We start from the raw sequence: 23,703 nt of genomic DNA on the forward strand, positions 1-23,703 counted from the left end.
ACGTTTATCGTCGCCAGGGAACATAACAGAATGGAAAACCTCGTTTTGTGCTATGAGAGCGCTGGGCGATCATGACAGGAAAAACGATCTGCGAGGCAATAAAATCCGCCGCGCTGCTTCCAGGGACGCTATCCGCCTGGTTGTCATTCATACGGAGAACCTTTTTATTATCAAGATCGCCAAATAGCCAGATCCTGAAAAAGACAGCGCGGAAAATAAGAAAAAGGGAAATGAGAAAAAAGAGGAGATAGAGGCGCTGTTAATCAGGTCAGGCACGGGCGCTACCCGTCAAAGGGTAGCGCCGCATTGCTGCCGGATAAACGCAGCGGCCAGGATGGGTTATTTCGCCTGACGCAGATTGTGCGCCGCTTTGACCATGTTCGCTAACGCCGCGCGGGTTTCAGGCCAACCGCGAGTTTTCAGACCGCAGTCCGGATTCACCCACAGGCGTTGTGCCGGAATACGCTGTGCCGCCTTCTTCAGCAGGGCTTCAATCCACTCGACGCTCGGCACGTTCGGCGAGTGAATATCGTACACGCCCGGCCCGATTTCGTTCGGGTAGTCGAACGCTTCGAACGACTCCAGCAACTCCATATCCGAGCGGGAGGTCTCAATGGTGATCACATCCGCATCCAGCGCGGCGATCGAATCCATAATGTCGTTGAACTCGCAGTAACACATGTGGGTGTGGATCTGAGTTTCATCCTTCGCCACCGCCGCGTTGATGCGGAAGGCTTCCACACCCCATTCCAGATAGGCGTCCCAGTCGCTGCGACGCAATGGTAAACCTTCACGCAGCGCCGGTTCGTCAATCTGAATAATCCCGATCCCCGCCGCCTCCAGATCCGCGACTTCATCACGCAGCGCCAGCGCAATCTGTTTCGCAATCGTTTCGCGGGTCACGTCTTCGCGGGGGAATGACCAGCAAAGAATAGTCACCGGGCCAGTCAACATACCTTTTACCGGCTTGTCGGTCAGCGACTGGGCATACCTCGCCCACTCCACGGTAATCGGTGCCGGACGGCTGATATCGCCAATCACTACCGGCGGTTTCACACAGCGGGAGCCATAGCTTTGCACCCAACCATTCTGGGTAAAGACGAAGCCGTCCAGATGCTCGCCGAAGTATTCCACCATGTCGTTTCGCTCGGCTTCGCCGTGTACCAGCACATCCAGCCCTAAACGCTCCTGCTCGATGATAGCCTGTTTGATATGTTCGGCGATGCCGGTGCGGTAGTTATTCGCGTCGAGGTTGCCCTTTTTGAAGTCCAGACGCAGGCCGCGAATTTCCGTGGTTTGCGGAAACGAACCGATAGTCGTCGTCGGCCAGGCGGGAAGTTTAAAGCGGGCGCGTTGCGCTTCAGCACGCACCTCATACGGATTCTCACGCTGGCTGTCCTGCGCGGTGATCGCCGCCAGGCGTTTTTCTACCGCGGCATTATGTACGCGACGGGAGTGACGACGAGCCTGAATCGGTGCGCTCCATTCCTCAAGCGCCGCCGTTTCGCCGCTGTTCAGCGCATCGCGCAGCAACGCCAGTTCACCGCATTTTTGCAGCGCAAAGGCAAACCAGCTTTTAACTTCCGTATCCAGACGCGTTTCGACGCTGAGATCGATCGGGCTGTGCAGCAAAGAGCAGGAGGATGCTACCCACAGCGCGCGTTTGCCCACAATGGCATTAATCTGCGCATATTTTTCGGTCAAATCGGCGCGCCAGACATTACGCCCGTTAATCAAGCCTGCAGAAAGCAGCCAGTCGACCGGCAGACGTTGATGCAGTTCCGCTACATCATCTTTGCCATGAATGAGGTCAACATGTAGCCCCTGTACCGGTAGCGCGATAATAGTGTCCAGGTTTGGCGTCACGCCTTCAAAATAGGTCGTCAGCAACAGCTTCACCTGGCCGGCGAGCGCGTCGTAAGCCGGTTTGAAGGCATCCAGCCACGCCTGCGGCAGTTCCAGCACCAGCGCTGGCTCATCAATTTGGACCCACTCAATACCACGCTTCGCCAGTTCAGCCAGCACGTGCTGATACACTGGCAAAATGTCTTTCAGCAACGTCAGGCGGTCAAACGGCTCGCCTTTCACTTTACCCAGCCACAGATACGTGACAGGCCCCAGCAGTACGGGTTTGATCTTATGCCCCAGCGCCAGCGCTTCGTCCACTTCCTCCAGCAACTGTGTCCAGGTGAGTCTGAACTGCTGGCCTTTGCTGAACTCCGGTACTATGTAGTGATAGTTAGTATTAAACCATTTGGTCATTTCCGCTGCCGCCGCTGGTTCACCGGTTGGCGCGCGACCGCGGCCAATGCGGAACAGAGTGTCGATGTCCACGGAACCGTCGTTGTTCTGATGACGAGCCGGCACATTGCCTAACAGCAGGCTGGTGGTCAGAACATGGTCGTACCAGGCAAAGTCGCCTACCGGTAACAGGTCAATACCCGCTTGTTTCTGCTGCTCCCAGTGACGCGCGCGCAGTTCGCGCCCCACCGCCAGTAACGCTTCACGCGTTGTGTTCCCCGCCCAATAGCTCTCTTGCGCTTTTTTCAACTCGCGACGCAGGCCAACGCGAGGAAAACCGAGGGTATGAGTCAATATTGTCATTTTACTTCCTCTAATTATATGTAAATCCTAAGTATTTTAAATTCAGGGAAGGCGGCAAGTTTGCTCATCCCCGGGAGCTTACATCAGTAAGTGACCGGGGTGAGGAAACGCAGCCAACGCACCATCAATTTAAAAGACGACGGATTTTGGACGTCTGGATGTTTACACATCCATAATGTAAAGGTACTGTATATTCCTCAAGCGCAATTTGTTCATGGCGAAGTGAAGGACTTTCATGATCGAAATTAAACATCTGAAAACACTCCAGGCATTGCGGAATAGTGGATCGCTGGCTGCCGCGGCGGCGGTGCTGCACCAGACTCAATCCGCTCTGTCTCATCAGTTCAGCGATCTGGAACAACGCCTTGGTTTCCGCCTGTTCGTGCGTAAAAGCCAGCCGCTGCGCTTTACGCCGCAGGGGGAAGTTCTGCTGCAACTGGCAAACCAGGTGCTGCCGCAAATCAGCCGTGCGCTGCAGGCGTGCAACGAACCGCAGCAAACTCGTCTGCGCATCGCTATTGAATGTCATAGCTGTATTCAGTGGCTGACCCCGGCGCTGGAAAACTTTCGTGCAAGCTGGCCGCAGGTAGAAATGGATTTCACATCCGGCGTCACTTTTGATCCGCAACCAGCCTTGCAACAAGGCGAGCTGGATTTGGTGATGACGTCGGATATTTTGCCGCGCAGCGGGCTGCATTATTCGCCGATGTTTGATTTTGAAGTCCGACTGGTGCTGGCGCCCGACCATCCGCTGGCCAGCAAAACGCAGATTACGCCGGAAGATTTAGCCAGCGAAACGCTGTTGATTTACCCGGTGCAGCGCAGCCGACTGGATGTCTGGCGACATTTCCTGCAACCGGCGGGTATCAGTCCGCTGCTGAAAAGCGTGGATAATACGCTACTGCTGATTCAGATGGTGGCGGCCAGAATGGGTATTGCCGCCCTGCCGCACTGGGTAGTGGAAAGCGTTGAGCGCCAGGGTCTGGTGGTGACCAAAACCCTGGGCGATGGTCTGTGGAGCCGCCTGTATGCCGCCGTGCGCGACGGCGACCAGCGTCAGGCGGTGACCGAGGCGTTTATTCGCTCGACGCGGGATCACGCCTGCGATCATCTGCCGTTTGTGCGGAGCGCGGAGCGACCCATTTTCGATGCACCCACAGCGAAGCCAGGATCACAGCCGCGCCTGTAATAAAGCTTGGCCAGTGGGGCTGCTGATGCCAGATGGCAAGATTAACCAGCAGTCCTGCGGGAACATGCATATTATTCATGATACCCAGCGTCCCGGCGTCTACCTGGGTAGCGCCATAGTTCCACATAAAGTAGCCAATGCCGGACGCCACCACGCCGAGAAACACCAGAATGCTCCATTGCAGCGTGGTTTCCGGCAGCTTTTGCGCGTTCCCCAACAGCGACCACGCCACCGCCGCCACCAAAAACGCCCCCAGATAGAACCATGCAAAGGCGTTGTGCTGCGGCATGGGACGAGTCTCCATCAGACGTTTATACCCCACCATTCCGATAGCGAAACTGATATTAGAAAGCTGCACCAGGAGCAAACCGACCCAAAAATGGTCGGTCACGCGATCGTAGCGAATAATCCCGGCACCAATCACCGCCAGCAACGCGCTAAATGCATAGCCCCAGCGCAAACGACGCTGACTCATCACATCGTAAATCAGCGTGATATAGAGCGGCGTCAGAACGGTAAACAGCAGCAGTTCGGATACGGTCAGGTAGAGGTAAGCATGGAAGCTCAACATATACATGATGCCAAGCTGCATCGCCCCCACCAGCATATACAGGCTGATGGTTTTTAGGTTGTGCCCGCGAGTACGCAAAAACGGCAGAAAAACGAGCGCCGCCAGCCCAACGCGTATCAGCACCGCGAAATAGCTATCGACATGCCCGGCAAGATACTCGCCAAATAGACTAAAGGAGAAAGCCCACAGGATAGTGGTAATGATGAGTAGCGCCACAATGGATGTCTCTTAAAACAGGGAACACCCATTGTAGCGGAGAGTGAAGTTGACAACTGGTCAACTAACAAACAATCACATCAGCGTAAGAAAAGATCGCGCAGGTAATGCGGCACGGCGTTATCCGCGTTGATGCCGATCACCTCAAGTTCGGGATACAGGTCTTTCAGACGCTGGTGCGCATTGCCCATGATGCAGCCTTTGCCCGCCATCGTGAGCATTTCAGCGTCGTTCATTCCGTCGCCAAAGGCGATACACTCTTTCAGGCTGTACCCCATCGCATGAGCGACCGCTTCCAGCGCATGACCTTTCGACACTCCGCCCGCCATCACTTCCAGACAGGTTAGCGTAGAGAAGCTCACGTTTACCCGATCGCCCCAGCGCGCGTTAATCGCCTGCTCCAGCGGCAACAACTTTTCATGAGTGTCGCTGGTGAAAAACACTTTGCTGACGCCCTCCGGCTCCAGCAGCGCAGGCTCAAACAGCGAATAGTTAAATACCGCCTCTTTGAAAAAACGCATTTCATCGGGGCGATGACGATTCATAAACCATTCGTCGTCGCGATAAACGTTAGTCACGATGTCCGGGTTCGCATTCACCACTCCGAACAGGTCTCTGGCAATGTCGCTGTCCAGATTATGCGTAAAAACCAAATTCCCGTCGGTATCGTGCACTCGCGCGCCGTTGGAGGTGATCATGTAAGACTTGATTTCAAGATTATCGCGGATTTGCCCTACATCGACATGATGACGACCAGTGGCAAAGACAAAATGGATGCCGCGTGCGGTCAACAGCTTCAGAGTCTCTTTGGCATAAGGGGACAACGTATGGTCGGGGGAGAGCAGCGTGCCATCTAAATCAGACGCAACAACCTGATACATAATAAAATTTAACCTCTAAGCAAAGCGATTTCCGCTGGATAAATTAGGCTTGTTGAAAAATTCAACAATGGCGTTAAGCGCGACTGAGCGCATGGCGTCCTTTTCAAAAAGGATCTCATGGTACGCGCCTTTGATAACCAGCGGTTTTCCCCCTTCACAAGGGTATCCCGCCGCGGCGCGAATTTCACAAAAACGATCGTGGGTGCGGTTATCCACTACCCGCTCTTCTTCCGCCTGAATCAGTAGCGTAGGCGTCGTGTCATCGCTCGCCCCAGCCAGAACCTGCTCACCCGCCAGAATGCCTTCGCGTACCCAATGCCAGGTGGGGCCGCCAACGCGCAGCTGCGGCTCGTCGGCATAAAATCGTAAGTTGCGCTGATAACGCTGGCGGCTGTGGGTCAGCGCATTCATCCCAAACGGCAACGCCCGCCACTGACCGGTACCAATAGCGTAATCTTCACGGATACGCTGGTGCCCCTCGGCCCAGTCGAGAATATGGCGCACCATAAAGGAAGGCAAGCGTATCACAATACCAAACATCGGCGCGGTGAGCGCAATAGCGTCGCACCGCACACGATGGCGTTGCAGGAACAGGGTGGCTATCGCGCCCCCCATTGAGTGCGCCAGGATATAACGCTTACGCCACGGCCCCGGCTCAATTTCCTGCTGCCAGAACGCCGCTAAGTCCTCAACATAATCGTTAAAATGATCAACGTGGCCCCGATGCGGGTCCGATAACATCCGCCCGGAGCGCCCTTGACCACGGTGGTCGATGATGAAGATATCAAAACCGAGATGAAAAAGGTCATACGCCAGTTCAGCGTATTTTACATAACTCTCAATGCGGCCAGGACAAATGACGATCGTCCGATCGTTGGAATCACTTCGAAAACGGACAAAGCGCACCGGAATGTTACCCACGCCGATAAACTCTGCCTCTTCCCGCTGACGCCAGAAATCGGTCAGCGGCCCCATAGCAAAAGCGGCAAACGCATTTTCTCTTGTTTCCCAGTCATTTTGCTGCTGAAACATCGGGTTTTCGGCCTCGTTTACCAGGTAAAATCGTTTTTTGCGTCGTGCCTGACACAACACAGCGGCAGTAGCGTATTGTGGCACAAAAACAGACAACCAGGGAGTTTCGCATGACCTTTGAATGGTGGTTCGCCTATCTACTGACCTCAACTCTGCTGAGTCTTTCTCCGGGTTCAGGCGCCATCAATACCATGACGACGTCTATCAACCATGGATATCGTGGCGCAGTGGCTTCTATCGCCGGACTCCAGACCGGACTGGGGATACATATCGTACTGGTGGGCGTCGGACTGGGTACGCTCTTTTCGCGCTCGCTCCTCGCTTTTGAAATTCTGAAATGGGCTGGCGCGGCTTATCTTATCTGGCTGGGTATCCAGCAATGGCGCGCCGCAGGCGCTATCGATCTGCATACTCTCGCCCAGACGCAATCGCGGGGTCGGCTGTTCAAACGGGCGATATTTGTCAATCTAACCAATCCCAAAAGCATTGTCTTTCTTGCCGCCCTGTTTCCGCAATTCATCATGCCGCAGCAACCGCAACTGGCGCAGTACCTCATTCTCGGCGTCACCACGATTGTGGTGGATATGATTGTGATGACCGGTTACGCCACGCTGGCGCAGCGCATTGCCGCCTGGATTAAAGGACCAAAGCAGATGAAGGCGCTGAATAAAGCGTTTGGTTCGTTGTTTATGCTGGTAGGCGCGCTCCTGGCGTCGGCAAGACACGCGTGATAGTCGTGCCGGATGATGTTTATCCGGCCCGGAAGTAAATTAGCGCGAAATAATCAGGTGAATACCAAAGCCCGCAAACAGAGCGCCGGCAAAGCCATCAATCCATTTCGCCAGACGCTGATAGCCGCGGCGCATTTTCGGCAGCGCGAACAGGCTGGCGACTACGGTAAACCAGGCCAGCGTTTCCAGGGTAATTAACGCGAAAATACCCCAGCGCGCCGCAGCGCCGACGTTATCGCCGACAAACAGTGAAAAAACGGAACCAAAATAGATAATCGCTTTCGGATTCGACAGATTGGTCAACAGCCCTTTGAGAAAGCTGCGCCCGCTCTGCGCCAGTTCAATATGCGGAGAAGACGCCGCCGCATCCTGTTTTTTCAGCGCGCCGTGCAGCATCTGATAGCCCATCCAGCACAGGTACAGGCCGCCACCTACCATAATGATCGTATGCAGCCAGGCCATTTTTTCGATGATGAGATGCAGGCCAAGCAGCGCCACGCCCGCCCATACCATCACGCCGCAGGTAATACCCAGTACGCCCATCATCGCTTCTTTACGCGAACGGCTGACGGCAGTTTGAGACACGAAGAAAAAGTCGGGGCCGGGGCTCATTAGCGCAACGATGTGCACCATTGCCACGGTGAAAAATAGCATCAACATAAAAATGGCTCGCGGGGAAATAGTTCAGTGAGTCACCATCCTGGCACTTTTTTGCCGGGCTGACTACTCTTCGTCATCACCATCGACATGCGCGCGGATGAGCGCCATGAATTCTTTCCCGAAGCGCTCCAGTTTGCGCATCCCAACCCCGTTAACGCTTAACATCTCGCCGGCGGAAACCGGCATCTGTTCCGCCATTTCTATCAGCGTGGCGTCGTTAAAGACCACATACGGCGGGATATTCTCTTCATCAGCGATAGCTTTACGCAGCTTGCGCAACTTAGCGAACAATTTGCGATCGTAATTACCGCCGAACGATTTCTGCATCACGCGGGGTTTGAGGGCGACGATGCGCGGCACCGCAAGCTTTAGCGGAACGTCTCCACGGAGTACCGGACGCGCGGCATCCGTCAACTGTAATGCGGAGTGCTGCGCAATATTTTGCATTACCAGCCCCAGATGAATGAGCTGGCGAATCACGCTCACCCAGTGCTCATGGCTCTTTTCGCGTCCCATGCCATAAACCTTGAGTTTGTCATGACCGAAATCGCGGATGCGTTGGTTATTCGCGCCGCGGATCACCTCGACAACGTAGCCCATGCCAAAACGCTGGTTAACCCGACCAATGGTAGAAAGCGCAATCTGGGCATCGTTTAAGCCATCATATTGTTTGGGCGGATCAAGACAGATATCGCAGTTGCCGCACGGTTCTTGTCGGCCTTCGCCAAAGTAATTAAGCAATACCAGGCGTCGGCAGGTTTGCGCTTCGGCAAAAGCGCCCATCGCATTCAGTTTATGCCGTTCAATATCCTGAAGCTGTCCGGCTGGTTTCTCTTCCAGACAACGACGTAGCCAGGCCATGTCAGCCGGATCGTAAAATAGCATGGCTTCCGCAGGCAGTCCGTCGCGCCCGGCGCGGCCCGTTTCCTGATAGTAGGATTCAATATTGCGCGGGATATCGAAATGCACAACGAAACGTACGTTAGGTTTGTTTATGCCCATTCCAAAAGCGACGGTCGCCACCACGATTTGCAGATCGTCGCGCTGAAATTTTTCCTGCACATCGGCGCGAATAGCGTTTTCCAGCCCCGCATGATAGGCCGCCGCGCTAATGCCACGACTTTGCAAGCGCGCAGCGGTATCTTCCACTTTCGCCCGACTGTTGCAGTAGATGATACCCGATTTGCCGCGTTGCTCCTGAACATAGCGCATTAGCTGGTCGAGCGGCTTAAACTTCTCCATCAGCATGTAGCGGATATTCGGTCGGTCAAAGCTACTGATCTGGATTAACGGATCGTTAAGCCCAAGCAGACGAATAATATCCTGGCGCGTGGTGTCATCGGCGGTGGCGGTCAATGCCATGAACGGCAAAGCGGGAAAACGCTGGCGAAGCTGACCGAGCGCCGCATATTCCGGACGGAAATCATGTCCCCATTGCGAGATACAGTGCGCTTCATCCACCGCCAGCAATACCGGATTCCAGTGCGCCAGATGATCAAGAAAGTTGTCCAGCATCAGGCGTTCCGGCGCAATATACAGCAGACGAATCTGTCCGGTACGGCACCCCGCCATCACCTCAAGCTGCTGCTCGCGGCTTTGAGTGGAGTTCAGACAGGCCGCCGCCACACCGTTCGCCAGTAGCTGATCGACCTGGTCTTTCATCAACGAGATCAGAGGCGAAACGACGACGGTCAATCCATCCAGCAACAACGCGGGGATTTGATAGCACAGAGATTTGCCGCCGCCGGTGGGCATGACGACCAGACAGTCGCGACCGGAGAGCGCAGTATCAATAATCGCTTCCTGGCCCGGGCGAAACTGTTTGTAGCCAAAGGTTTCCTGCAAAACCTGTTTGGCCCCTGATTCCAGATTCAACACTTCCGCCTGCGCCACATTAACCCCGTTCACCATAAATCAAAACAGGCGCTATTTTCAGCGCCTGCGAGAGAAACTGCAATGTTTAAAACACGATCCAATCAGAAGATATCGTTAAGCATCACGCCGACGCCGACACGTGTCTGATTAAAATTATAGTCGATCAGCGATTCGCCATAGCCGCTGTACACCTGGGTATAAAGCCGGACATGTTTGGTGACCGGATAGCTTAATCCAACTTCCGCGCCGCCGTAGCCTGTATTCCAGTTGTACTGGCCTTTGGCGCTTAATACCGCCTCGCCCAGGTGATAACCGATTTTAAGCTGGTAATAACCCATATATTTGGTGATGTCCGGATTATCGTCGGTACTGCCAATCACGTACCACGGTTTGACCTCTACCAGCCAGTTACCGTTTTCGGCCATCAGACGGGTATACAGACGGTTCCAGCTACGCGAGGTGGGATCCGAACGTCCGTTAGAGTCATGGTTGTAGCCCATCTCTACGTCACGCAGCGTCCAGCCGGCAAAGCGATAATCGGTAGCAAAACCAAGAAAAAGCTGCGGTTCGTAGTTGGTTTCGCGAAACGGCGAAGACTCTTTACTGTTGGAAAGCTGCCACCAGGATTTCTGCGTATAGGAAGCGCCCAGTACCGAGTTCGGCCCCAGTATTCCACGCCACAGCGGAAACGCCAGGCTCAACTGAAATTTCACTTCATCTTTACGTGCGTTTTCAGACCAGTTGTAGGTACTTATGGCCTCTTTGTTCAGATCGCTGGTGTTCGTGTAGATCAAGTAGTTCGTGTCATAAGGGTAAAGCGTAAAAGGGTTATCATGCTCCTGTAGCATGTTAGCGATGATACTTCCCCGTACTGCAGGCGCATCATGAACCTCTTTTATCGTAGCTTCTTGTGCATATGCCGCTAATGGCAGTAGCGTGGCTGGCAACAACCCTCTCAAAATCGCCCGCATTCTTGACGTTCTCCTGACGAAGTATTTTCAGCTTGAATCATTCTCTGCCAACCATTTTTACATATTTACACACATAGCCGTTAGTTATCCCTTCTTAAAGTAGAAAACAACAATTAAGAAGCATAATATCAACATTTCATTAACCAATGAGGTGTCAGGAATCTATGTCCGCTGTACTTACCGCTGAACAAGCTCTGAAATTAGTGGGTGAAATGTTTGTCTACCACATGCCGTTTAATCGGGCGTTAGGGCTGGAGCTGGAACGCTATGAAAAAGCGTTCGCCCAACTGGCCTTTAACAACCAGCCGATGATGGTCGGCAACTGGGCGCAAAGCATTTTACACGGCGGCGTGATCGCCTCTGCGCTGGATGTCGCCGCCGGACTGGTATGCGTCGGCAGCACGCTAACTCGCCACGAAACCATCAGCGAAGATGAACTACGCCAGCGCCTGTCGCGGATGGGAACGATTGACCTGCGCGTCGATTACCTGCGTCCGGGCAGAGGCAACCGCTTTACGGCCACCAGTAGCCTGCTGCGTGCAGGGAATAAAGTGGCCGTCGCCCGCGTGGAATTACACAATGAAGATCAGCTGTACATCGCCAGCGCCACCGCTACTTATATGGTGGGATAAAAGCAGGTAAACTGTTGTTACACTTCAGATACGAGTTTTCCGGATGGACGCAAAACAAACACGGCAGGGCGTATTACTCGCTCTTGCCGCCTATTTTATTTGGGGGATCGCCCCCGCGTATTTCAAGCTGATCTATTACGTTCCCGCAGATGAGATCCTGACGCACCGCGTGATTTGGTCATTTTTCTTTATGGTGGCGCTGCTTAGCGTCAGCCGGCAGTGGCGACAGGTTAAGCGCTTACTGAAAACGCCAAAGAAGATTTTCCTGCTGGCCCTGTCCGCCGTACTGGTCGGCGGTAACTGGCTATTGTTCATTTGGGCGGTAAATAATCACCATATGCTGGAGGCCAGCCTGGGTTATTTCATTAATCCGCTGGTTAACATCTTGCTGGGAATGATTTTTCTTGGCGAACGCTTCCGTCGAATGCAGTGGCTGGCGGTGATTCTGGCGGTGTGCGGCGTGCTGGTGCAACTCTGGACCTTTGGCTCGCTGCCGATTATCGCGCTGGGGCTGGCGTTTAGTTTTGCGTTTTACGGCCTGGTGCGTAAGAAGATCGCCGTTGAAGCGCAGACGGGTATGCTGGTTGAAACGCTATGGCTGTTGCCGGTCGCCGCGATTTATCTGTTTGGCATCGCCGATAGCCCTACCAGCCATATGGGGCAAAACGCACTATCGTTGAACTTGCTGTTAATGGCGGCGGGTGTGGTCACTACGATTCCGCTGCTGTGCTTTACCGGAGCGGCTACGCGTCTGCGTCTTTCTACACTGGGCTTTTTCCAGTATATCGGCCCAACGCTGATGTTTTTACTGGCGGTGACGTTTTATGGCGAAGTGCCGGGCACGGATAAGATGGTGACATTTGCGTTTATCTGGGTCGCGCTGGCGATTTTCGTGATGGATGCGATTTATACGCAACGGCGTAAGCATTAAATAATAAAATGGCAGCTATTATCTGGCTGCCATTTTATGTTATTTCTTTTTAGTAAATAGCAATACAATAAATAATATAATATTTGTTACTGGAAACACGCCCAACACACCAATAAACTTATTCCAACCAACAAACGTTAAATAACGGGCATGGATCTGGCAAAAGCCGAATCCCAACGCTATTCCAATCCCCCTCAAATTTAATGAAGTACAAATCGACAGTACAACGAGCAGGACAATAGCAATCACCCACCATCCAATCCAGGCTTTAATGAATTCGGCTTTAGAAAAAGGGTCTTTACCAAAATAAACTTGCCAGAAATTTTTCTCTTGCATTTTATGAAATCCATTCATTGAAATTGTTAATTGCCAGATAATATATTTAATTATTATCTATTGCTGTGCAACGTAATTATCATGCCATTATTTACCATTACTGTCATTAGAAAATTCAGTGTGATATATTTACATGTGAGACCTGAAGTTGGTTATCAATATGGAAAAAATAATATGATTAGGATTATTAAAGATATTTTTCACCCTTCCCCCAAGGATACATTGAAGCGAGCAAAGTTTGTTATTTATACATTATCATCATGGATAATATTATTTACTATAATGCCTAAAAACCAATACCTTGATTTAATATTTATTATTGTCAATACCTATATCCATATTAATATTGGCGCGAAGAGAATCAGAGATTCAGGTTGCAGGGCACTTTATTTCATCGCATTGTCTATAGGTGTAAATGTCTTCTGTACAGTCAGTGTCGCACTCAATGGGGCTGATTGCGATAATATTGGTATACAACTCAATATTGCCTGGGTAATACTCACAACACTACTGCTATCTTTCATCGCTTCTTCAAAACAAGAACTTTCCTCATGATGAAGAACTTCCAACGGACTGGCGGTTAAATCGCCAGTCCGTTGATTTTACAGCCAGTTCTTGCGCTTAAAGTACAGATACGGCGCAAGCCCCGCCAGAATCATAAAGATAATCGCGCCTGGATAACCAAAGCTCCACTTCAGTTCCGGCATAAACTCGAAGTTCATCCCATAGCTGGAAGCGACCAGCGTCGGCGGCAGGAACACCACGGAAACCACCGAGAAGATTTTGATAATGCGGTTCTGCTCAATATTGATGAAACCCATCGCCGCCTGCATCAGGAAGTTCACCTTCTGGAACAGCGATTCATTGTGCGGCAGCAGAGATTCGATATCGCGCAGGATCTCACGCGCCTGCTCCAGCTGTCCGCCCGGTAAGCGCGCCTTGCGCACCAGGAAGTTCAGCGCGCGTTGGGTATCCATCAGACACAGGCGTACCTTCCAGCCGATATCTTCCAGTTCCGCCAGCGTGGAGAGCGCTTCGTCGTATTCATCGCCCTGATGCCCTTCCATAATGACGCGGCTCAGTTTTTCCAGATCGCTGTAGATGTTTTCGATTTCATCCGCTAACTGTTCAATTTTGGTTTCGAACAGATCGAGCAGTAATTCATAAGCATTACCGTCGACCATCGCCTGGCTGCGGGCGCGCATACGATACAGACGGAAAGCGGGCAGTTCGCGTTCACGCAGCGTAAACAGACGGCCATCGCGAATAGTGAATGCCACCGTAGAGTTACCGGCATGATCTTCCGCATCTTCGAAGAAGAAGAAGGAGTGGATATGCAGTCCGTCTTCGTCTTCAAAGAAGCGCGCGGATGCTTCGATATCTTCCAGTTCAGGACGCGTCGCCAGACTCTGGCCCAGCTCAGATTGTACGCGCAATCGCTCGTCGTCGTCCGGTTCGACCAAATCGACCCATACGGCATCAATCAGGCTTTGTGACTCCTCGACTTCCAGCCGGGTCAGTCGGTTTTTTTCCAGTTGAAATGCGCTCAGCATGACCGGGACTCCCAATGCGTAAAAATATCGGACAGTTCAGATGGGCACACAGAAACAAATTGGGTTTCAGACCATTAAACAGCCTGACTCAACGCGACGGGAAAAAATGAAAGGTCGCTGACAACCGCTAAGGCTATCAGCAAAAAGGGATAGCCTTAGGAGTTGATCCTGGATGACAGGATAATGAGCCAGTATCTACTGGGTGTGTCCAAGGCGAATGTCCTCTTAGCGTAATCGTGGGCGCATGTTACGCCAGCAAAAATTTGCCGTCAACACGCAACGAAACGCGAAAAAGCAATAATTTCCCCTTATGCAGAAAGGTTAGCAGAGTGAGAGTATTTATCTATGATTTCAGAATATTAACATCAATATATCGCCGGATGGCGGCTTCGCCTTATCCGGCCTACAAATCAAAATGTTAGCCAACGCGTAGGCCGGATAAGAGGTGCCATCCGGCAATATGAGAGCCGGTCAAACCGTTTCCAGCTTCGCATACGCGGCAACCAGCCATTTGATCCCTTGCCCCTGAAAAGCCACCTGCAACCGGCTATGCTCGCCGCTGCCCTCCAGGTTGACAATAGTTCCCTCGCCGAACTTCGCATGGCGCACGCGTTGGCCGAGTTTGTAGCCTGTGTCGTTTTCCGCCAGCGGCGTTCCCATTCGTTGATGGCTCACCGGACGACTGACGGTGGCGCGCAGACGGACCTCTTCCACGCACTCCTCCGGCAGTTCGCCGATAAAACGCGACGGGCGATGGTAGACCTCTTTACCATACAGACGACGCGTTTCCGCATAGGTTAACGTCAGTTTCTGCATGGCACGGGTAACGCCGACGTAGGCCAGACGACGCTCCTCTTCCAAACGCCCGCCCTCATCCAGCGACATCTGGCTGGGGAACATGCCCTCTTCCATGCCGACGATAAACACCTGCGGAAACTCCAGCCCTTTGGCCGAGTGCAGCGTCATCAGCTGTACCGCATCCTGCCAGGTATCCGCCTGCCCCTCGCCCGCTTCCAGCGCCGCGTGAGAGAGGAAGGCCTGCAATGGCATTAAATCTTCATCTTCGTCGTTGTAGCTGAACTGCCGCGTCGCCGTCACCAGTTCCTCTAAGTTTTCGATGCGCGTCTGGCCTTTCTCACCTTTTTCTTGCTCATACATGGTGCGCAGGCCGGAATCTTTGATCACCCGGTCAGTCTGCACATGCAGCGGCATGTCGGCGGTTTCCTGCGCCAGGGCGTCGATCAGTTCCATAAAGCGTTGTAGCGCGCTGGCCGCACGCCCGGCCAGGGCTTTTTCCTGTAACAATTCACGGCACGCTTGCCACAATGTTAGCTGGCGATCGCGCGAGGTCTGGCGCACCACGTCCAGCGTGCGATCGCCGATGCCGCGCGTTGGGGTATTCACCACGCGTTCAAAGGCGGCATCATCGTTGCGATTGGCAATCAAACGCAGATAAGAGAGCGCATCTTTGATCTCCTGACGTTCGAAGAAGCGCATACCGCCATAAATGCGGTACGGCATGCTGGCCTGTAATAACGCTTCTTCCAGCACGCGCGACTGGGCGTTGCTGCGATAAAGGATGGCGCATTGCGCAAGCGCGCCGCCGTTGTCCTGCCAGGTTTTGATACGGTTAACCACAAAGCGCGCTTCATCCAGTTCGTTGAAAGCGCAGTACAGCGATATCGGTTCGCCATCAACGCCGTCAGTCCACAGTTTTTTACCCAAACGCCCATTGTTATTCTCAATCAGAGCGTTCGCCGCGCTAAGGATGTTGCTGGTCGAGCGGTAATTCTGCTCCAGACGAATGGTCTGCGCACCGGGGAAATCATTGAGGAAACGCTGGATGTTCTCCACCTGGGCCCCGCGCCAGCCGTAGATCGACTGGTCATCGTCGCCGACAATCATCACTTTACCGGTATCGCCCGCCAGCAGACGAACCCAGGCGTACTGAATGTTGTTGGTATCCTGGAATTCGTCCACCAGGATGTTAGTAAACCGCTCGCGATAGTGTTGCAGGATGTGCGGCTTGTTCAGCCATAGTTCATGAGCGCGCAGCAGTAGCTCGGCGAAATCCACCAGACCAGCGCGATCGCACGCTTCCTGATAGGCCTGATACACCTTCTGCCAGGTCTGCTCCACCGGGTTGCCATAGCTTTGAATATGGTGCGGGCGTAGCCCTTCGTCTTTCTGGCTATTGATGTACCACATCGCCTGACGCGGCGGCCACTGCTTCTCATCAAGATTCATCGCCTTAATCAGGCGTTTAAGCAAACGCATCTGATCTTCGCTGTCGAGAATCTGGAAATCCTGCGGCAAATTAGCGTCCATATGATGCGCGCGCAGCAGGCGGTGCGCCAGACCGTGGAACGTCCCTACCCACATTCCACCCTGGCTGGTCCCCATCAACTGGCCAATACGATGGCGCATTTCCGCCGCCGCTTTGTTGGTAAAGGTCACCGCCATGATGGAATATGGCGAGTTGTTTTCTACGCTCAGTAACCAGGCGATACGGTGCACCAGCACGCGGGTTTTCCCGCTTCCCGCGCCCGCCAACACCAGCATGTTGCTACGTGGCGCGGCCACCGCTTCGCGCTGTTTATCATTAAGGCTGTCGAGCAGGTAAGAAACGTCCATTGGCACCGCCGCGTAAAAACATGAAAACTAAAAACGCCCGGTGGCGCTTCGCTTACCGGAGCTACTTATCGTAGGGCGGATAAGCATAGCGCCATCCGCCAGAATAACTGGGAATATATACAGAACTACTGGTGATTATATCAGCGAGGTGAGAGATGCCAACCGCGAAATTTCGATATGCGGCAGTAAACGGCTGTCCTGCGTCCGCATCAGGTCGGCATTTTCAGGTTTAATCCAGCAGGCCTGCATCCCACAGCGAATAGCGCCAGCCACATCGGTAGTCAGATCGTCGCCGACATGCAGGATCTCGCCGATCGGCACATGCAGTTTTTCCGCCGCCAGGAAATACATGTCGCTAAACGGCTTGGAACGTCCATCCGGGCCGGCGCGCAGTACAAACTTAAAGTAATCACCGAGGCCAAACAGTTCCGGCTGGGCATTGCCGTTAGTGATCGCCACCAGCGGCCATTTTTTCGCAAGCTGCTGTAATGTCTCATGGGTAGCCTGCGGAACCTCAATCTGGCTGCGCCATTTGGCAAAATGCATCATCGCCGCATTCGCGCCGGCAATGGCCTCCTGCGCCGATAATCCCGCATCCCGCATGGCCTGCTCTATCGCACGATGGCGCCAGCGGGTAACGTCATGATAGATTTCCGGCTCCGCTTCACGCACCGCCTGCCGTATCCGCTGTAAATCGACGTTTTGAAACGAACGTAGCGACGGGTGATAATTTTGCATAAAAGCGAGCGCTTCCTGCTCAGTACGCAAAATCACCGGACGGTTATCATAAAGGGTATCATCCAGGTCAAAGGTGAGCGCGGCAATACGCCCCAAAGGCCGGTAAAAACGCATTATTTCCCCCGTTTAGCGCGCGGATGCGCCGCGTCGTACACTGAAGCAAGATGTTGAAAATCAAGATGAGTATAAATTTGGGTGGTGGAAAGGTTGGCATGACCCAGCAGCTCTTGCACGCCGCGCAGATCGCCGCTCGATTCCAGCATATGGGTCGCGAACGAATGGCGCAGCTTATGTGGATGCACGTGGCTGTTTAGCCCCTGCTTTATGCCCCATTCGGCGAACCGTTTTTGGACATTGCGCGCGGAGATACGCTTGCCGAGCTTCGACAGGAATAACGCCTCTTCATCGCTGGCGAACAGGCCGCGCAGATCCAGCCAGTGCTCAATCCACGTCACCGCGTTACGGCCAATCGGCAGGCGTCGCTCTTTGCTGCCTTTACCCATTACCCACACTTCGCCGGTATCAAGATCGAGGTGCTTTATATCCAGGCCAACCAGTTCGGATAAACGCAGTCCCGCGCCGTACATGACCTCCAGCATCGCCCGGTCACGTACGGCGAGCGGATCGTTAAGATCGATGTCCAGCAGGCGGTTAACGTCGTCGACATCAATATTTTTCGGCAGATGACGCGGCGCTTTCGGGGCGGAGACGCCCTTCGCCGGGTTAGCTTTCAATTCGCCCTGACTGACTAACCAGTCAAAAAAGCTTCGCAATGCCGAGAGACGTAGCGCCAGACTGGCAGGGCCAAGCCCTTTGCGCCGACTGCGCACCGCAAAACTGCGCACAATCGCAGCGTCACATTGTTGCCAGCTTTTCAGCCCGGTTTCTCCGGCTAAAGCGATAATGGCATCAAGCTGACGCTGGTAGTTCTGCAGGGTAATAGGGCTAAGCTGGCGCTCCACGCCTAAATAGCGCAGGAAACGCGAGACATCCTGAGAAAGCGCGACATCCGTCATACGCGTTTAATCCAGCGTTCCAGCAGTTCCGGCAGCATCAGCGCGATCTCCTGTAAAAGCTGCGTCCCCTGCTCCGGCTGATAGTGGTGCGGGTCACGGCTGCTGAAGAGAATCACCCCGAGGTCGCCATCGCTGCCCATCATCGACATGGCTACCGAGCCTACAGCCTTCGCCTCCGGCAAGACCACCAGCAGTTCCGGGCCGTTTAGCGGGCCAAGATAATGCTGCGACTGTCCCAGTCGTTGAATACGCAGCGGCTCGAAGGCCTGACGGTTTAAAGCCAGATGCGTATAGCGCGATGGCGCGCCAAGACGCCACCGATCCGGGAACAAACGCAGCGTCGCGCCGGCAAGCCCCAAATCGCGCGCCCAGCGGTGAAACCGCACCAGCATCTCATCCAGACTATCCGCGGCGACCAGACGGCTTTGCAGATGCAGCAAGCGATAAAACAGGCTTTCATTGGCATGAGCCTGTTCCATCAGCAGCGTCATATTTTCTTCAAGCACATTGATATGATTACGCGCGCGGGCCATATGCCACTCAACGAGCGAAACCGTTCCCCGCACGGGATGTGGAACACGCATCGCTTCCACGGCATGGGCGTTACGGATAAAAAACTCAGGGTGGTGGCGCAGGTAATCGACGACCGCTCGATCGTCCAGTTCCGTGAGCGTTTCCTGTAGTTCTTCCTCTGGTTGCTTCATAAATGGATAAATCCGTCGTAGATATGTGCCGCCGGACCAGTCATGTATAACGGATGACCCGGACCTTTCCAGGCGATATCCAGCCGACCGCCCGGTAATTCCACGCGTACTTCTTCAGCCAGCAGCCCCTGCTGAATCCCCACGGCAACGGCAGCGCACGCGCCGCTGCCGCACGCGCGGGTCTCCCCTGCGCCGCGTTCATAGACTCGCAGCCGGATATGCTCGCGTCTTACAACCTGCATAAAACCAATGTTGGCGCGTTCCGGAAAACGCTCATGGCTTTCCAGAACCGGCCCCAGCGTTTCAACGGCCGCCGTGTCGACGTTATCAACCTGAATGACACAGTGCGGATTGCCCATTGAAACCACGCCGCACAGTATGGTCTGTTCCGCCGCTCGCATAATATACGTCTTTTCCGCTTTGTTGGCGCGAAAAGGCACCTGCGCGGGTTCAAAGTTTGGCTCCCCCATATTCACCCGCACCAGTTCATCTTCCGTGACGCTCAGTACCATCCGGCCATTCGCGGTACTGACCCGAATGTCGCGTTTATTGGTTAGCCCTTTCAGGCGAACAAATCGCGCGAAACAGCGCGCGCCATTGCCGCACTGCGAGACTTCACTGCCGTCGGCGTTGAAGATGCGGTAATGAAAGTCCAACTCAGGATCATAGGGCGGCTCAACCACCAGCAGCTGATCGAACCCTACGCCCAGGTGTCTGTCGGATAGCCGACGAATCAGTTCCGGCGAAAAAAAGACATTCTGCGTTACCGCGTCGACGACCATAAAATCGTTGCCAAGGCCATGCATTTTAGAGAATTGCATCATTCACTCCGTTCACGCGGGGACAGAAAACTATCCTCAGTAATTGACCTGGGACGGGCCATCTCCCGTTGCGCGATCGTTCTTATCGGGCATCGTGGACTGCGTTTGCGAATCGACTTTTTTCGTCGGCGGCGGCGCATTTTTATCGGCTGGCGGGAAATAAAGCGGCCCTTTCAAACCGCAGCCCGTCAGGCTGAACAGAGTCAGAAGTACAGCGAGTGTCTTAAACACGTTTTTCATTATGGATTGCCTGTAAGTTCATGCTTTCTATTTTCTATCATCGCAGGAGAAGGCGTAAAAGCAAGCGTTTGGCGGTAAACTGCAACGCCTTTTGTTCCAGGTTATACTGCCGCCATCACGAAAAAACGGGAAACGACAATGAACGACAGTGAATTTCATCGCCTGGCTGACGCCCTGTGGCTCACCATTGAAGAACACCTCGATAACTGGGACGGCGACAGCGATATCGACTGCGAAATCAACGGCGGCGTGCTGACCCTCAGCTTTGAGAACGGCAGTAAAATCATTATTAACCGTCAGGAGCCGCTGCATCAGGTATGGCTGGCGACCAAACAGGGCGGCTATCACTTTGACCTGAAAGGCGACGAGTGGATTTGCGATCGCAGCGGCGAAACCTTCTGGGATCTGCTGGAGCAGGCGGCGACACAGCAGGCAGGTGAAGCGGTGAGCTTCCGTTGATTTATTTGCCGGATGCGCTTTTCTTATCCGGCTTACTGTAGGCCCGGTAAGGCGTAGCCGCCACCGGGCAAAAATCCTCAGGAAAAATACTGCTGCAATAGCGGTGCGTCATGATCCTGGTTTGCTGGCGGCACGGTGTTGATAGGCTGCGTACGGAATGGGATCACCTGCTCGCGGCCATCGGTTTTCACTATCTGGTAGAACTGCGGCAGGTTAAAGTTGATAAAGCTGGAGCCATACGTGAAGCGATCGTGCGATGACGAATAGAAGCGGCTGACGTCGCGCACCAGTTCTTCCTTGCTACCCTCGCAGTGGTGATACACTTCCGCCCGGTTACTTTCATCCAGAATATAAATATTAAAGCCTTTCTCATCACCCGTTTCTTCAAAGAAGAACTGGATAATCCCTTCGCTGGCGAAGCCATCCACCACTGACGGCAATTTCACCTGGTTGGTTTCCACCTGTACCGACAGCCCGTGCAGCTTGTTATGCGAAATCGCGCCGTAGAATTCGATAGCGTTCTCCAGCTTCTGCACCGAGACATTCAAGCGTTCGAAGAATAGTCCCCACGTCTGCCCGGAAACCCGCAGCGCCTTGAATCGACCGGTCTCCTGACGGGTGCTGGAAAGACGTAGCTCGATACATTCGGAGACCAGTTGCTGCACGCGGGTGCGAATCAGACCGCGAAGATGCTGACTGTAGCAGAACACCTCCACGCTATCCGGCGGCGCGGCATCCTGGTGCATTTTCCCCAGAATCGTTTTCAGCGCTTCGATCATCGCCTGCTCGCCGTTAAAGTGCAGAGTACGCACTTCATTCCACGAGTTGCGATATAACAAGTCGATACTGCCTATCAGACAGTTTTGCTCTTCGCCAAAGCTGAAAACGTCCAGCTTACGGAAGTCAAAATGGACCACTTTATTGCGAAACGCCGCCGTCGGGTCATATTCGAGGTTAACGATAATCGCCAGATGGCGAATTTCACAGGGGCTGTAGAGCGCTTTCGGCGTTGGAGCAGGCAAGCGCAGCGGGAAATGGTGCGAAACATCGGCGACCATCTCCTGCAACTTAGGCAGGTCGACAATACCGTTGCCCTTAATAAACAGATGCGTTCGCGACGTCAGCAGGCCGTTGAACCACGCCCACGCGACCAGCTTATTAAGATAACGGTTATATTCCAGCGGCTGATGGCTGATGATGGAATCCATGTTCGGCGCACGGTTGTAGAGATACCAGCCTGAACGGTTGGCGCGTCCCGGCGGCACATGGATAAAGGTTAAATTCGGCTCGGACAGATCCGGCGATATCTGCGGGTTCACCAGCGTGACTTTACCCGGCAACGCTTCAAACGCCGCGTACAGCTTACGCGTCAGTACGCCGATATCTTGCGGGCTGGCACTCACGCTGAGGTTGTTGCGCCGCGCAAAGCGAATCAGATTACGATAGCTCTGCATCATGGCGTCGAGCAATTCGTTGTGGGCTTCGCGCACCTGATCGATTTTCCAGTTTGCGCGATTATCGAGCATGGTCAGACGCGCGTCGTCCCATCCCCACTCGCTGACTAACTGGCTTAATACTTCCCGACGCCAGCCTACGCAGGCGCGCTCGCGACTTAATTTCTCGCACACTTTCAGGTAAAAGCAGCGGCGGACTAAATCCAGCCGCGTCGGATCTTCAATCGCCGTCAGGTATTCAGTGACCCGTTCCAGCATCATGCAGTAGGGATCGAGTCCAAACGATACGATTTCACCGTCATGCAGACGTTGTTTAATATCTTTCGCCAGCAGACGTGGGTTGGGATATTCCCATGAGTAGGCTTCCAGCAGCAGCGTTTTCAGCACCGCTTTGTACGGCGAGTCAATGCTCTTGTATAGCTGCCACAGGCTGGCGCCAAAGTACTCTTCGGCGGAGAGCGAGCTTAAGCCCCCCAGATCCAGCCATTCGTTTGGCGTTAATACGCCCTGCGCGTAGAGCGTCATGACATAGTCGTCGTAATGCTCTTCTTCGTCGCACGGCACCATACTCCACAGGATACGCTTCCCGGCCAGGCGCACAGCGGTACGATAAAACTCATCAAGCAACAGGATATGCTGCGTAGAACCACAGTCTTCCCCGCCCAGACTGCCGCTTTCGTTATGGCGGAAACGGTTCTCGTCGATCAGGAAGAAGCTCACCTCAACGCCAAGCGAGGCGGCCCAGCTTTCCAGCAGGCTACACTTACGTTGCAGCAACTGACGCTCTTCACCGTCGAGCCAGGACTGATGGCACACCCAGATATCCAGGTCGGACGAGCAGCTCTGCCCGACCGAGGAGGTGCTGCCCATGGTGTAAACACCGGTAATCGGCAGCTCGCCCTTCGGCGGGTCCTGCGGCGTCATACCGCGGTACAGCTCAAGTTCGTTCAGATAGTGGCGTTGGGTTTCATCAGGCGTGTAGAAGCAAATACCGCTGGGAACGTTACCATCAAGGTAACCCGGCATCAGTGGATGGTGATAGTGCAATAATGTCGGCAGAAGACTGTAAACCTGCTGAAAAGCGGGTCCCATGGCAGCAAGCGCGCGATCCACACGCAGTTGATTTATGGCATCCAGTCTCTGTTTCAGAGTCTCAATATAGAGGTACAAGACGTATCGCCTGATGTTGCTACCCGTCATGGTGCAGGTCAGTACTTGACCGTCGCCATTCGGGATAAACCGTATGTCAAAAATAACCGTTACCCTTTCTCGCCTGCATATTTTTATCTAATACCGACGAAAAAATGGTCTAAAACGTGATCAATTTAACACCTTGCTCATTGACCGTAAAGAAAGATGCGCTACATACAAGTGTAGCACCGTTCGCTGCGTGTAAATTCTTAAATACGGGCTGGCGGTTTCTCGTCATTATTCACTGTCATTGACGACACTGCG

The 23,703-nt window shown here is 53.6% G+C and carries 23 protein-coding genes; 6 read left to right on the top strand and 17 right to left on the bottom strand.

Going from position 1 to position 23,703, the window contains the following annotated elements; genetic code table 11:
* Window positions 1-339: 339 nt before the first annotated feature.
* Window positions 340-2,604 carry a 5-methyltetrahydropteroyltriglutamate--homocysteine S-methyltransferase gene (metE, locus tag ACLD3P_RS19160; RefSeq protein ID WP_411006567.1) on the bottom strand — a complete coding sequence of 755 codons (2,265 nt, stop codon included), beginning with the start codon at window positions 2,602-2,604 and terminating at the stop codon, window positions 340-342.
* A 235-nt stretch (window positions 2,605-2,839) separates the two neighbouring features.
* Between metE and metR the strand changes: the two genes are divergently transcribed.
* The gene (gene metR / locus ACLD3P_RS19165; protein ID WP_000569786.1) at window positions 2,840-3,793 is read left to right on the top strand and encodes an HTH-type transcriptional regulator MetR; all 954 of its coding nucleotides are present in this window, start codon (window positions 2,840-2,842) and stop codon (window positions 3,791-3,793) included.
* Here metR and ACLD3P_RS19170 read toward each other — a convergent pair.
* From ACLD3P_RS19170 to pldB, 3 genes are all read right to left on the bottom strand, one after another.
* Complete coding sequence (locus ACLD3P_RS19170) at window positions 3,681-4,580, bottom strand: carboxylate/amino acid/amine transporter (RefSeq protein WP_001196257.1); 900 nt, start codon at window positions 4,578-4,580, stop codon at window positions 3,681-3,683. The genes metR and ACLD3P_RS19170 overlap by 113 nt on opposite strands.
* Window positions 4,581-4,660: 80 nt before the next feature.
* Window positions 4,661-5,461 carry a sugar/pyridoxal phosphate phosphatase YigL gene (yigL, locus tag ACLD3P_RS19175; protein ID WP_000285334.1) on the bottom strand — a complete coding sequence of 267 codons (801 nt, stop codon included), beginning with the start codon at window positions 5,459-5,461 and terminating at the stop codon, window positions 4,661-4,663.
* Window positions 5,462-5,476: 15 nt separating this feature from the next.
* Window positions 5,477-6,493: a lysophospholipase L2 gene (pldB, locus tag ACLD3P_RS19180; protein WP_131046854.1), complete on the bottom strand. Its 1,017-nt coding sequence runs from the start codon at window positions 6,491-6,493 to the stop codon at window positions 5,477-5,479.
* 110 nt (window positions 6,494-6,603) lie between these two features.
* On the opposite strand from pldB, the gene rhtB reads away from it, so the two are divergent.
* Window positions 6,604-7,224, top strand: coding sequence for a homoserine/homoserine lactone efflux protein (gene rhtB / locus ACLD3P_RS19185; protein ID WP_000142527.1), 621 nt, complete (start codon window positions 6,604-6,606; stop codon window positions 7,222-7,224).
* Window positions 7,225-7,263: 39 nt separating this feature from the next.
* Here rhtB and rhtC read toward each other — a convergent pair whose 3' ends face one another.
* The 3 genes from rhtC to pldA form a co-directional block, all read right to left on the bottom strand.
* Window positions 7,264-7,884: a threonine export protein RhtC gene (gene rhtC, locus ACLD3P_RS19190; RefSeq protein ID WP_000928812.1), complete on the bottom strand. Its 621-nt coding sequence runs from the start codon at window positions 7,882-7,884 to the stop codon at window positions 7,264-7,266.
* 63 nt (window positions 7,885-7,947) lie between these two features.
* Window positions 7,948-9,777, bottom strand: coding sequence for an ATP-dependent DNA helicase RecQ (recQ, locus tag ACLD3P_RS19195; RefSeq protein ID WP_411006571.1), 1,830 nt, complete (start codon window positions 9,775-9,777; stop codon window positions 7,948-7,950).
* Between the two features lie 83 nt (window positions 9,778-9,860).
* Window positions 9,861-10,730, bottom strand: a complete 870-nt coding sequence (gene pldA, locus ACLD3P_RS19200; RefSeq protein WP_001201692.1) for a phospholipase A — start codon at window positions 10,728-10,730, stop codon at window positions 9,861-9,863.
* A gap of 164 nt (window positions 10,731-10,894) precedes the next feature.
* Between pldA and yigI the strand changes: the two genes are divergently transcribed.
* Both yigI and rarD read left to right on the top strand, forming a co-directional pair.
* A complete protein-coding gene (gene yigI, locus ACLD3P_RS19205) occupies window positions 10,895-11,362 on the top strand; it encodes an acyl-CoA thioesterase YigI (RefSeq protein WP_001277136.1) in 468 nt (155 codons plus the stop codon).
* Between the two features lie 43 nt (window positions 11,363-11,405).
* Window positions 11,406-12,293: an EamA family transporter RarD gene (rarD, locus tag ACLD3P_RS19210; protein WP_411006568.1), complete on the top strand. Its 888-nt coding sequence runs from the start codon at window positions 11,406-11,408 to the stop codon at window positions 12,291-12,293.
* A gap of 39 nt (window positions 12,294-12,332) precedes the next feature.
* Here the strand turns inward: rarD and ACLD3P_RS19215 are convergent, their stop codons facing one another.
* Window positions 12,333-12,629 carry a hypothetical protein gene (locus tag ACLD3P_RS19215; protein WP_001156607.1) on the bottom strand — a complete coding sequence of 99 codons (297 nt, stop codon included), beginning with the start codon at window positions 12,627-12,629 and terminating at the stop codon, window positions 12,333-12,335.
* Between the two features lie 174 nt (window positions 12,630-12,803).
* Between ACLD3P_RS19215 and ACLD3P_RS19220 the strand changes: the two genes are divergently transcribed.
* On the top strand, window positions 12,804-13,184 hold the full coding sequence (locus ACLD3P_RS19220; RefSeq protein WP_023139942.1) for a hypothetical protein: 381 nt from the start codon (window positions 12,804-12,806) through the stop codon (window positions 13,182-13,184).
* Window positions 13,185-13,231: 47 nt separating this feature from the next.
* On the opposite strand, the gene corA is transcribed toward ACLD3P_RS19220, so the two are convergent.
* The 8 genes from corA to lptM form a co-directional block, all read right to left on the bottom strand.
* Complete coding sequence (gene corA, locus ACLD3P_RS19225; protein ID WP_000947139.1) at window positions 13,232-14,182, bottom strand: magnesium/cobalt transporter CorA; 951 nt, start codon at window positions 14,180-14,182, stop codon at window positions 13,232-13,234.
* Window positions 14,183-14,337: 155 nt separating this feature from the next.
* Window positions 14,338-14,394: a YsgD/CorL family protein gene (ysgD, locus tag ACLD3P_RS19230; RefSeq protein ID WP_212723238.1), complete on the bottom strand. Its 57-nt coding sequence runs from the start codon at window positions 14,392-14,394 to the stop codon at window positions 14,338-14,340.
* Between the two features lie 259 nt (window positions 14,395-14,653).
* The gene (gene uvrD, locus ACLD3P_RS19235) at window positions 14,654-16,816 is read right to left on the bottom strand and encodes a DNA helicase II (protein ID WP_000383436.1); all 2,163 of its coding nucleotides are present in this window, start codon (window positions 16,814-16,816) and stop codon (window positions 14,654-14,656) included.
* Window positions 16,817-16,951: 135 nt separating this feature from the next.
* The gene (gene yigB, locus ACLD3P_RS19240; protein ID WP_001213560.1) at window positions 16,952-17,668 is read right to left on the bottom strand and encodes a 5-amino-6-(5-phospho-D-ribitylamino)uracil phosphatase YigB; all 717 of its coding nucleotides are present in this window, start codon (window positions 17,666-17,668) and stop codon (window positions 16,952-16,954) included.
* Window positions 17,668-18,570, bottom strand: coding sequence for a tyrosine recombinase XerC (xerC, locus tag ACLD3P_RS19245; RefSeq protein ID WP_000132877.1), 903 nt, complete (start codon window positions 18,568-18,570; stop codon window positions 17,668-17,670). Before xerC ends, yigB begins: the two co-directional genes overlap by 1 nt.
* Complete coding sequence (locus tag ACLD3P_RS19250) at window positions 18,567-19,274, bottom strand: DUF484 domain-containing protein (protein WP_061376690.1); 708 nt, start codon at window positions 19,272-19,274, stop codon at window positions 18,567-18,569. The genes xerC and ACLD3P_RS19250 overlap by 4 nt, the downstream gene beginning before the upstream one ends.
* Window positions 19,271-20,095 (bottom strand): diaminopimelate epimerase, encoded by an 825-nt coding sequence (gene dapF / locus ACLD3P_RS19255; protein ID WP_001160671.1) that lies wholly within the window; start codon window positions 20,093-20,095, stop codon window positions 19,271-19,273. Before dapF ends, ACLD3P_RS19250 begins: the two co-directional genes overlap by 4 nt.
* A gap of 36 nt (window positions 20,096-20,131) precedes the next feature.
* Entirely contained in the window at window positions 20,132-20,335 is a 204-nt protein-coding gene (lptM, locus tag ACLD3P_RS19260) for an LPS translocon maturation chaperone LptM (protein WP_000799903.1), read from the bottom strand.
* Between the two features lie 138 nt (window positions 20,336-20,473).
* Here lptM and cyaY point away from each other — a divergent pair, with 138 nt between their 5' ends.
* The gene (cyaY, locus tag ACLD3P_RS19265) at window positions 20,474-20,794 is read left to right on the top strand and encodes an iron donor protein CyaY (RefSeq protein WP_000999917.1); all 321 of its coding nucleotides are present in this window, start codon (window positions 20,474-20,476) and stop codon (window positions 20,792-20,794) included.
* Between the two features lie 77 nt (window positions 20,795-20,871).
* On the opposite strand, the gene cyaA is transcribed toward cyaY, so the two are convergent.
* Complete coding sequence (gene cyaA, locus ACLD3P_RS19270; protein ID WP_000281719.1) at window positions 20,872-23,418, bottom strand: class I adenylate cyclase; 2,547 nt, start codon at window positions 23,416-23,418, stop codon at window positions 20,872-20,874.
* Window positions 23,419-23,703: the final 285 nt, after the last annotated feature.

It is taken from the genome of Salmonella sp. 741265073_HBA (assembly GCF_046569105.1).
GTDB classification, from domain to species: Bacteria; Pseudomonadota; Gammaproteobacteria; order Enterobacterales; family Enterobacteriaceae; genus Salmonella; species Salmonella enterica.

Bases quoted from the DNA above. Each gene is read 5' to 3' on its own strand.
- xerC (WP_000132877.1), bottom strand. From the start codon at position 18,570: ATGACGGATGTCGCGCTTTCTCAGGATGTCTCGCGTTTCCTGCGCTAT.
- metE (WP_411006567.1), bottom strand. From the start codon at position 2,604: ATGACAATATTGACTCATACCCTCGGTTTTCCTCGCGTTGGCCTGCGT.
- ACLD3P_RS19220 (WP_023139942.1), top strand. From the start codon at position 12,804: ATGATTAGGATTATTAAAGATATTTTTCACCCTTCCCCCAAGGATACA.
- yigI (WP_001277136.1), top strand. From the start codon at position 10,895: ATGTCCGCTGTACTTACCGCTGAACAAGCTCTGAAATTAGTGGGTGAA.
- uvrD (WP_000383436.1), bottom strand. From the start codon at position 16,816: ATGGACGTTTCTTACCTGCTCGACAGCCTTAATGATAAACAGCGCGAA.
- ACLD3P_RS19215 (WP_001156607.1), bottom strand. From the start codon at position 12,629: ATGCAAGAGAAAAATTTCTGGCAAGTTTATTTTGGTAAAGACCCTTTT.
- corA (WP_000947139.1), bottom strand. From the start codon at position 14,182: ATGCTGAGCGCATTTCAACTGGAAAAAAACCGACTGACCCGGCTGGAA.
- dapF (WP_001160671.1), bottom strand. From the start codon at position 20,095: ATGCAATTCTCTAAAATGCATGGCCTTGGCAACGATTTTATGGTCGTC.
- cyaY (WP_000999917.1), top strand. From the start codon at position 20,474: ATGAACGACAGTGAATTTCATCGCCTGGCTGACGCCCTGTGGCTCACC.
- rhtC (WP_000928812.1), bottom strand. From the start codon at position 7,884: ATGTTGATGCTATTTTTCACCGTGGCAATGGTGCACATCGTTGCGCTA.
- yigB (WP_001213560.1), bottom strand. From the start codon at position 17,668: ATGCGTTTTTACCGGCCTTTGGGGCGTATTGCCGCGCTCACCTTTGAC.
- metR (WP_000569786.1), top strand. From the start codon at position 2,840: ATGATCGAAATTAAACATCTGAAAACACTCCAGGCATTGCGGAATAGT.
- lptM (WP_000799903.1), bottom strand. From the start codon at position 20,335: ATGAAAAACGTGTTTAAGACACTCGCTGTACTTCTGACTCTGTTCAGC.
- rhtB (WP_000142527.1), top strand. From the start codon at position 6,604: ATGACCTTTGAATGGTGGTTCGCCTATCTACTGACCTCAACTCTGCTG.
- ACLD3P_RS19250 (WP_061376690.1), bottom strand. From the start codon at position 19,274: ATGAAGCAACCAGAGGAAGAACTACAGGAAACGCTCACGGAACTGGAC.
- pldA (WP_001201692.1), bottom strand. From the start codon at position 10,730: ATGCGGGCGATTTTGAGAGGGTTGTTGCCAGCCACGCTACTGCCATTA.
- rarD (WP_411006568.1), top strand. From the start codon at position 11,406: ATGGACGCAAAACAAACACGGCAGGGCGTATTACTCGCTCTTGCCGCC.
- pldB (WP_131046854.1), bottom strand. From the start codon at position 6,493: ATGTTTCAGCAGCAAAATGACTGGGAAACAAGAGAAAATGCGTTTGCC.
- yigL (WP_000285334.1), bottom strand. From the start codon at position 5,461: ATGTATCAGGTTGTTGCGTCTGATTTAGATGGCACGCTGCTCTCCCCC.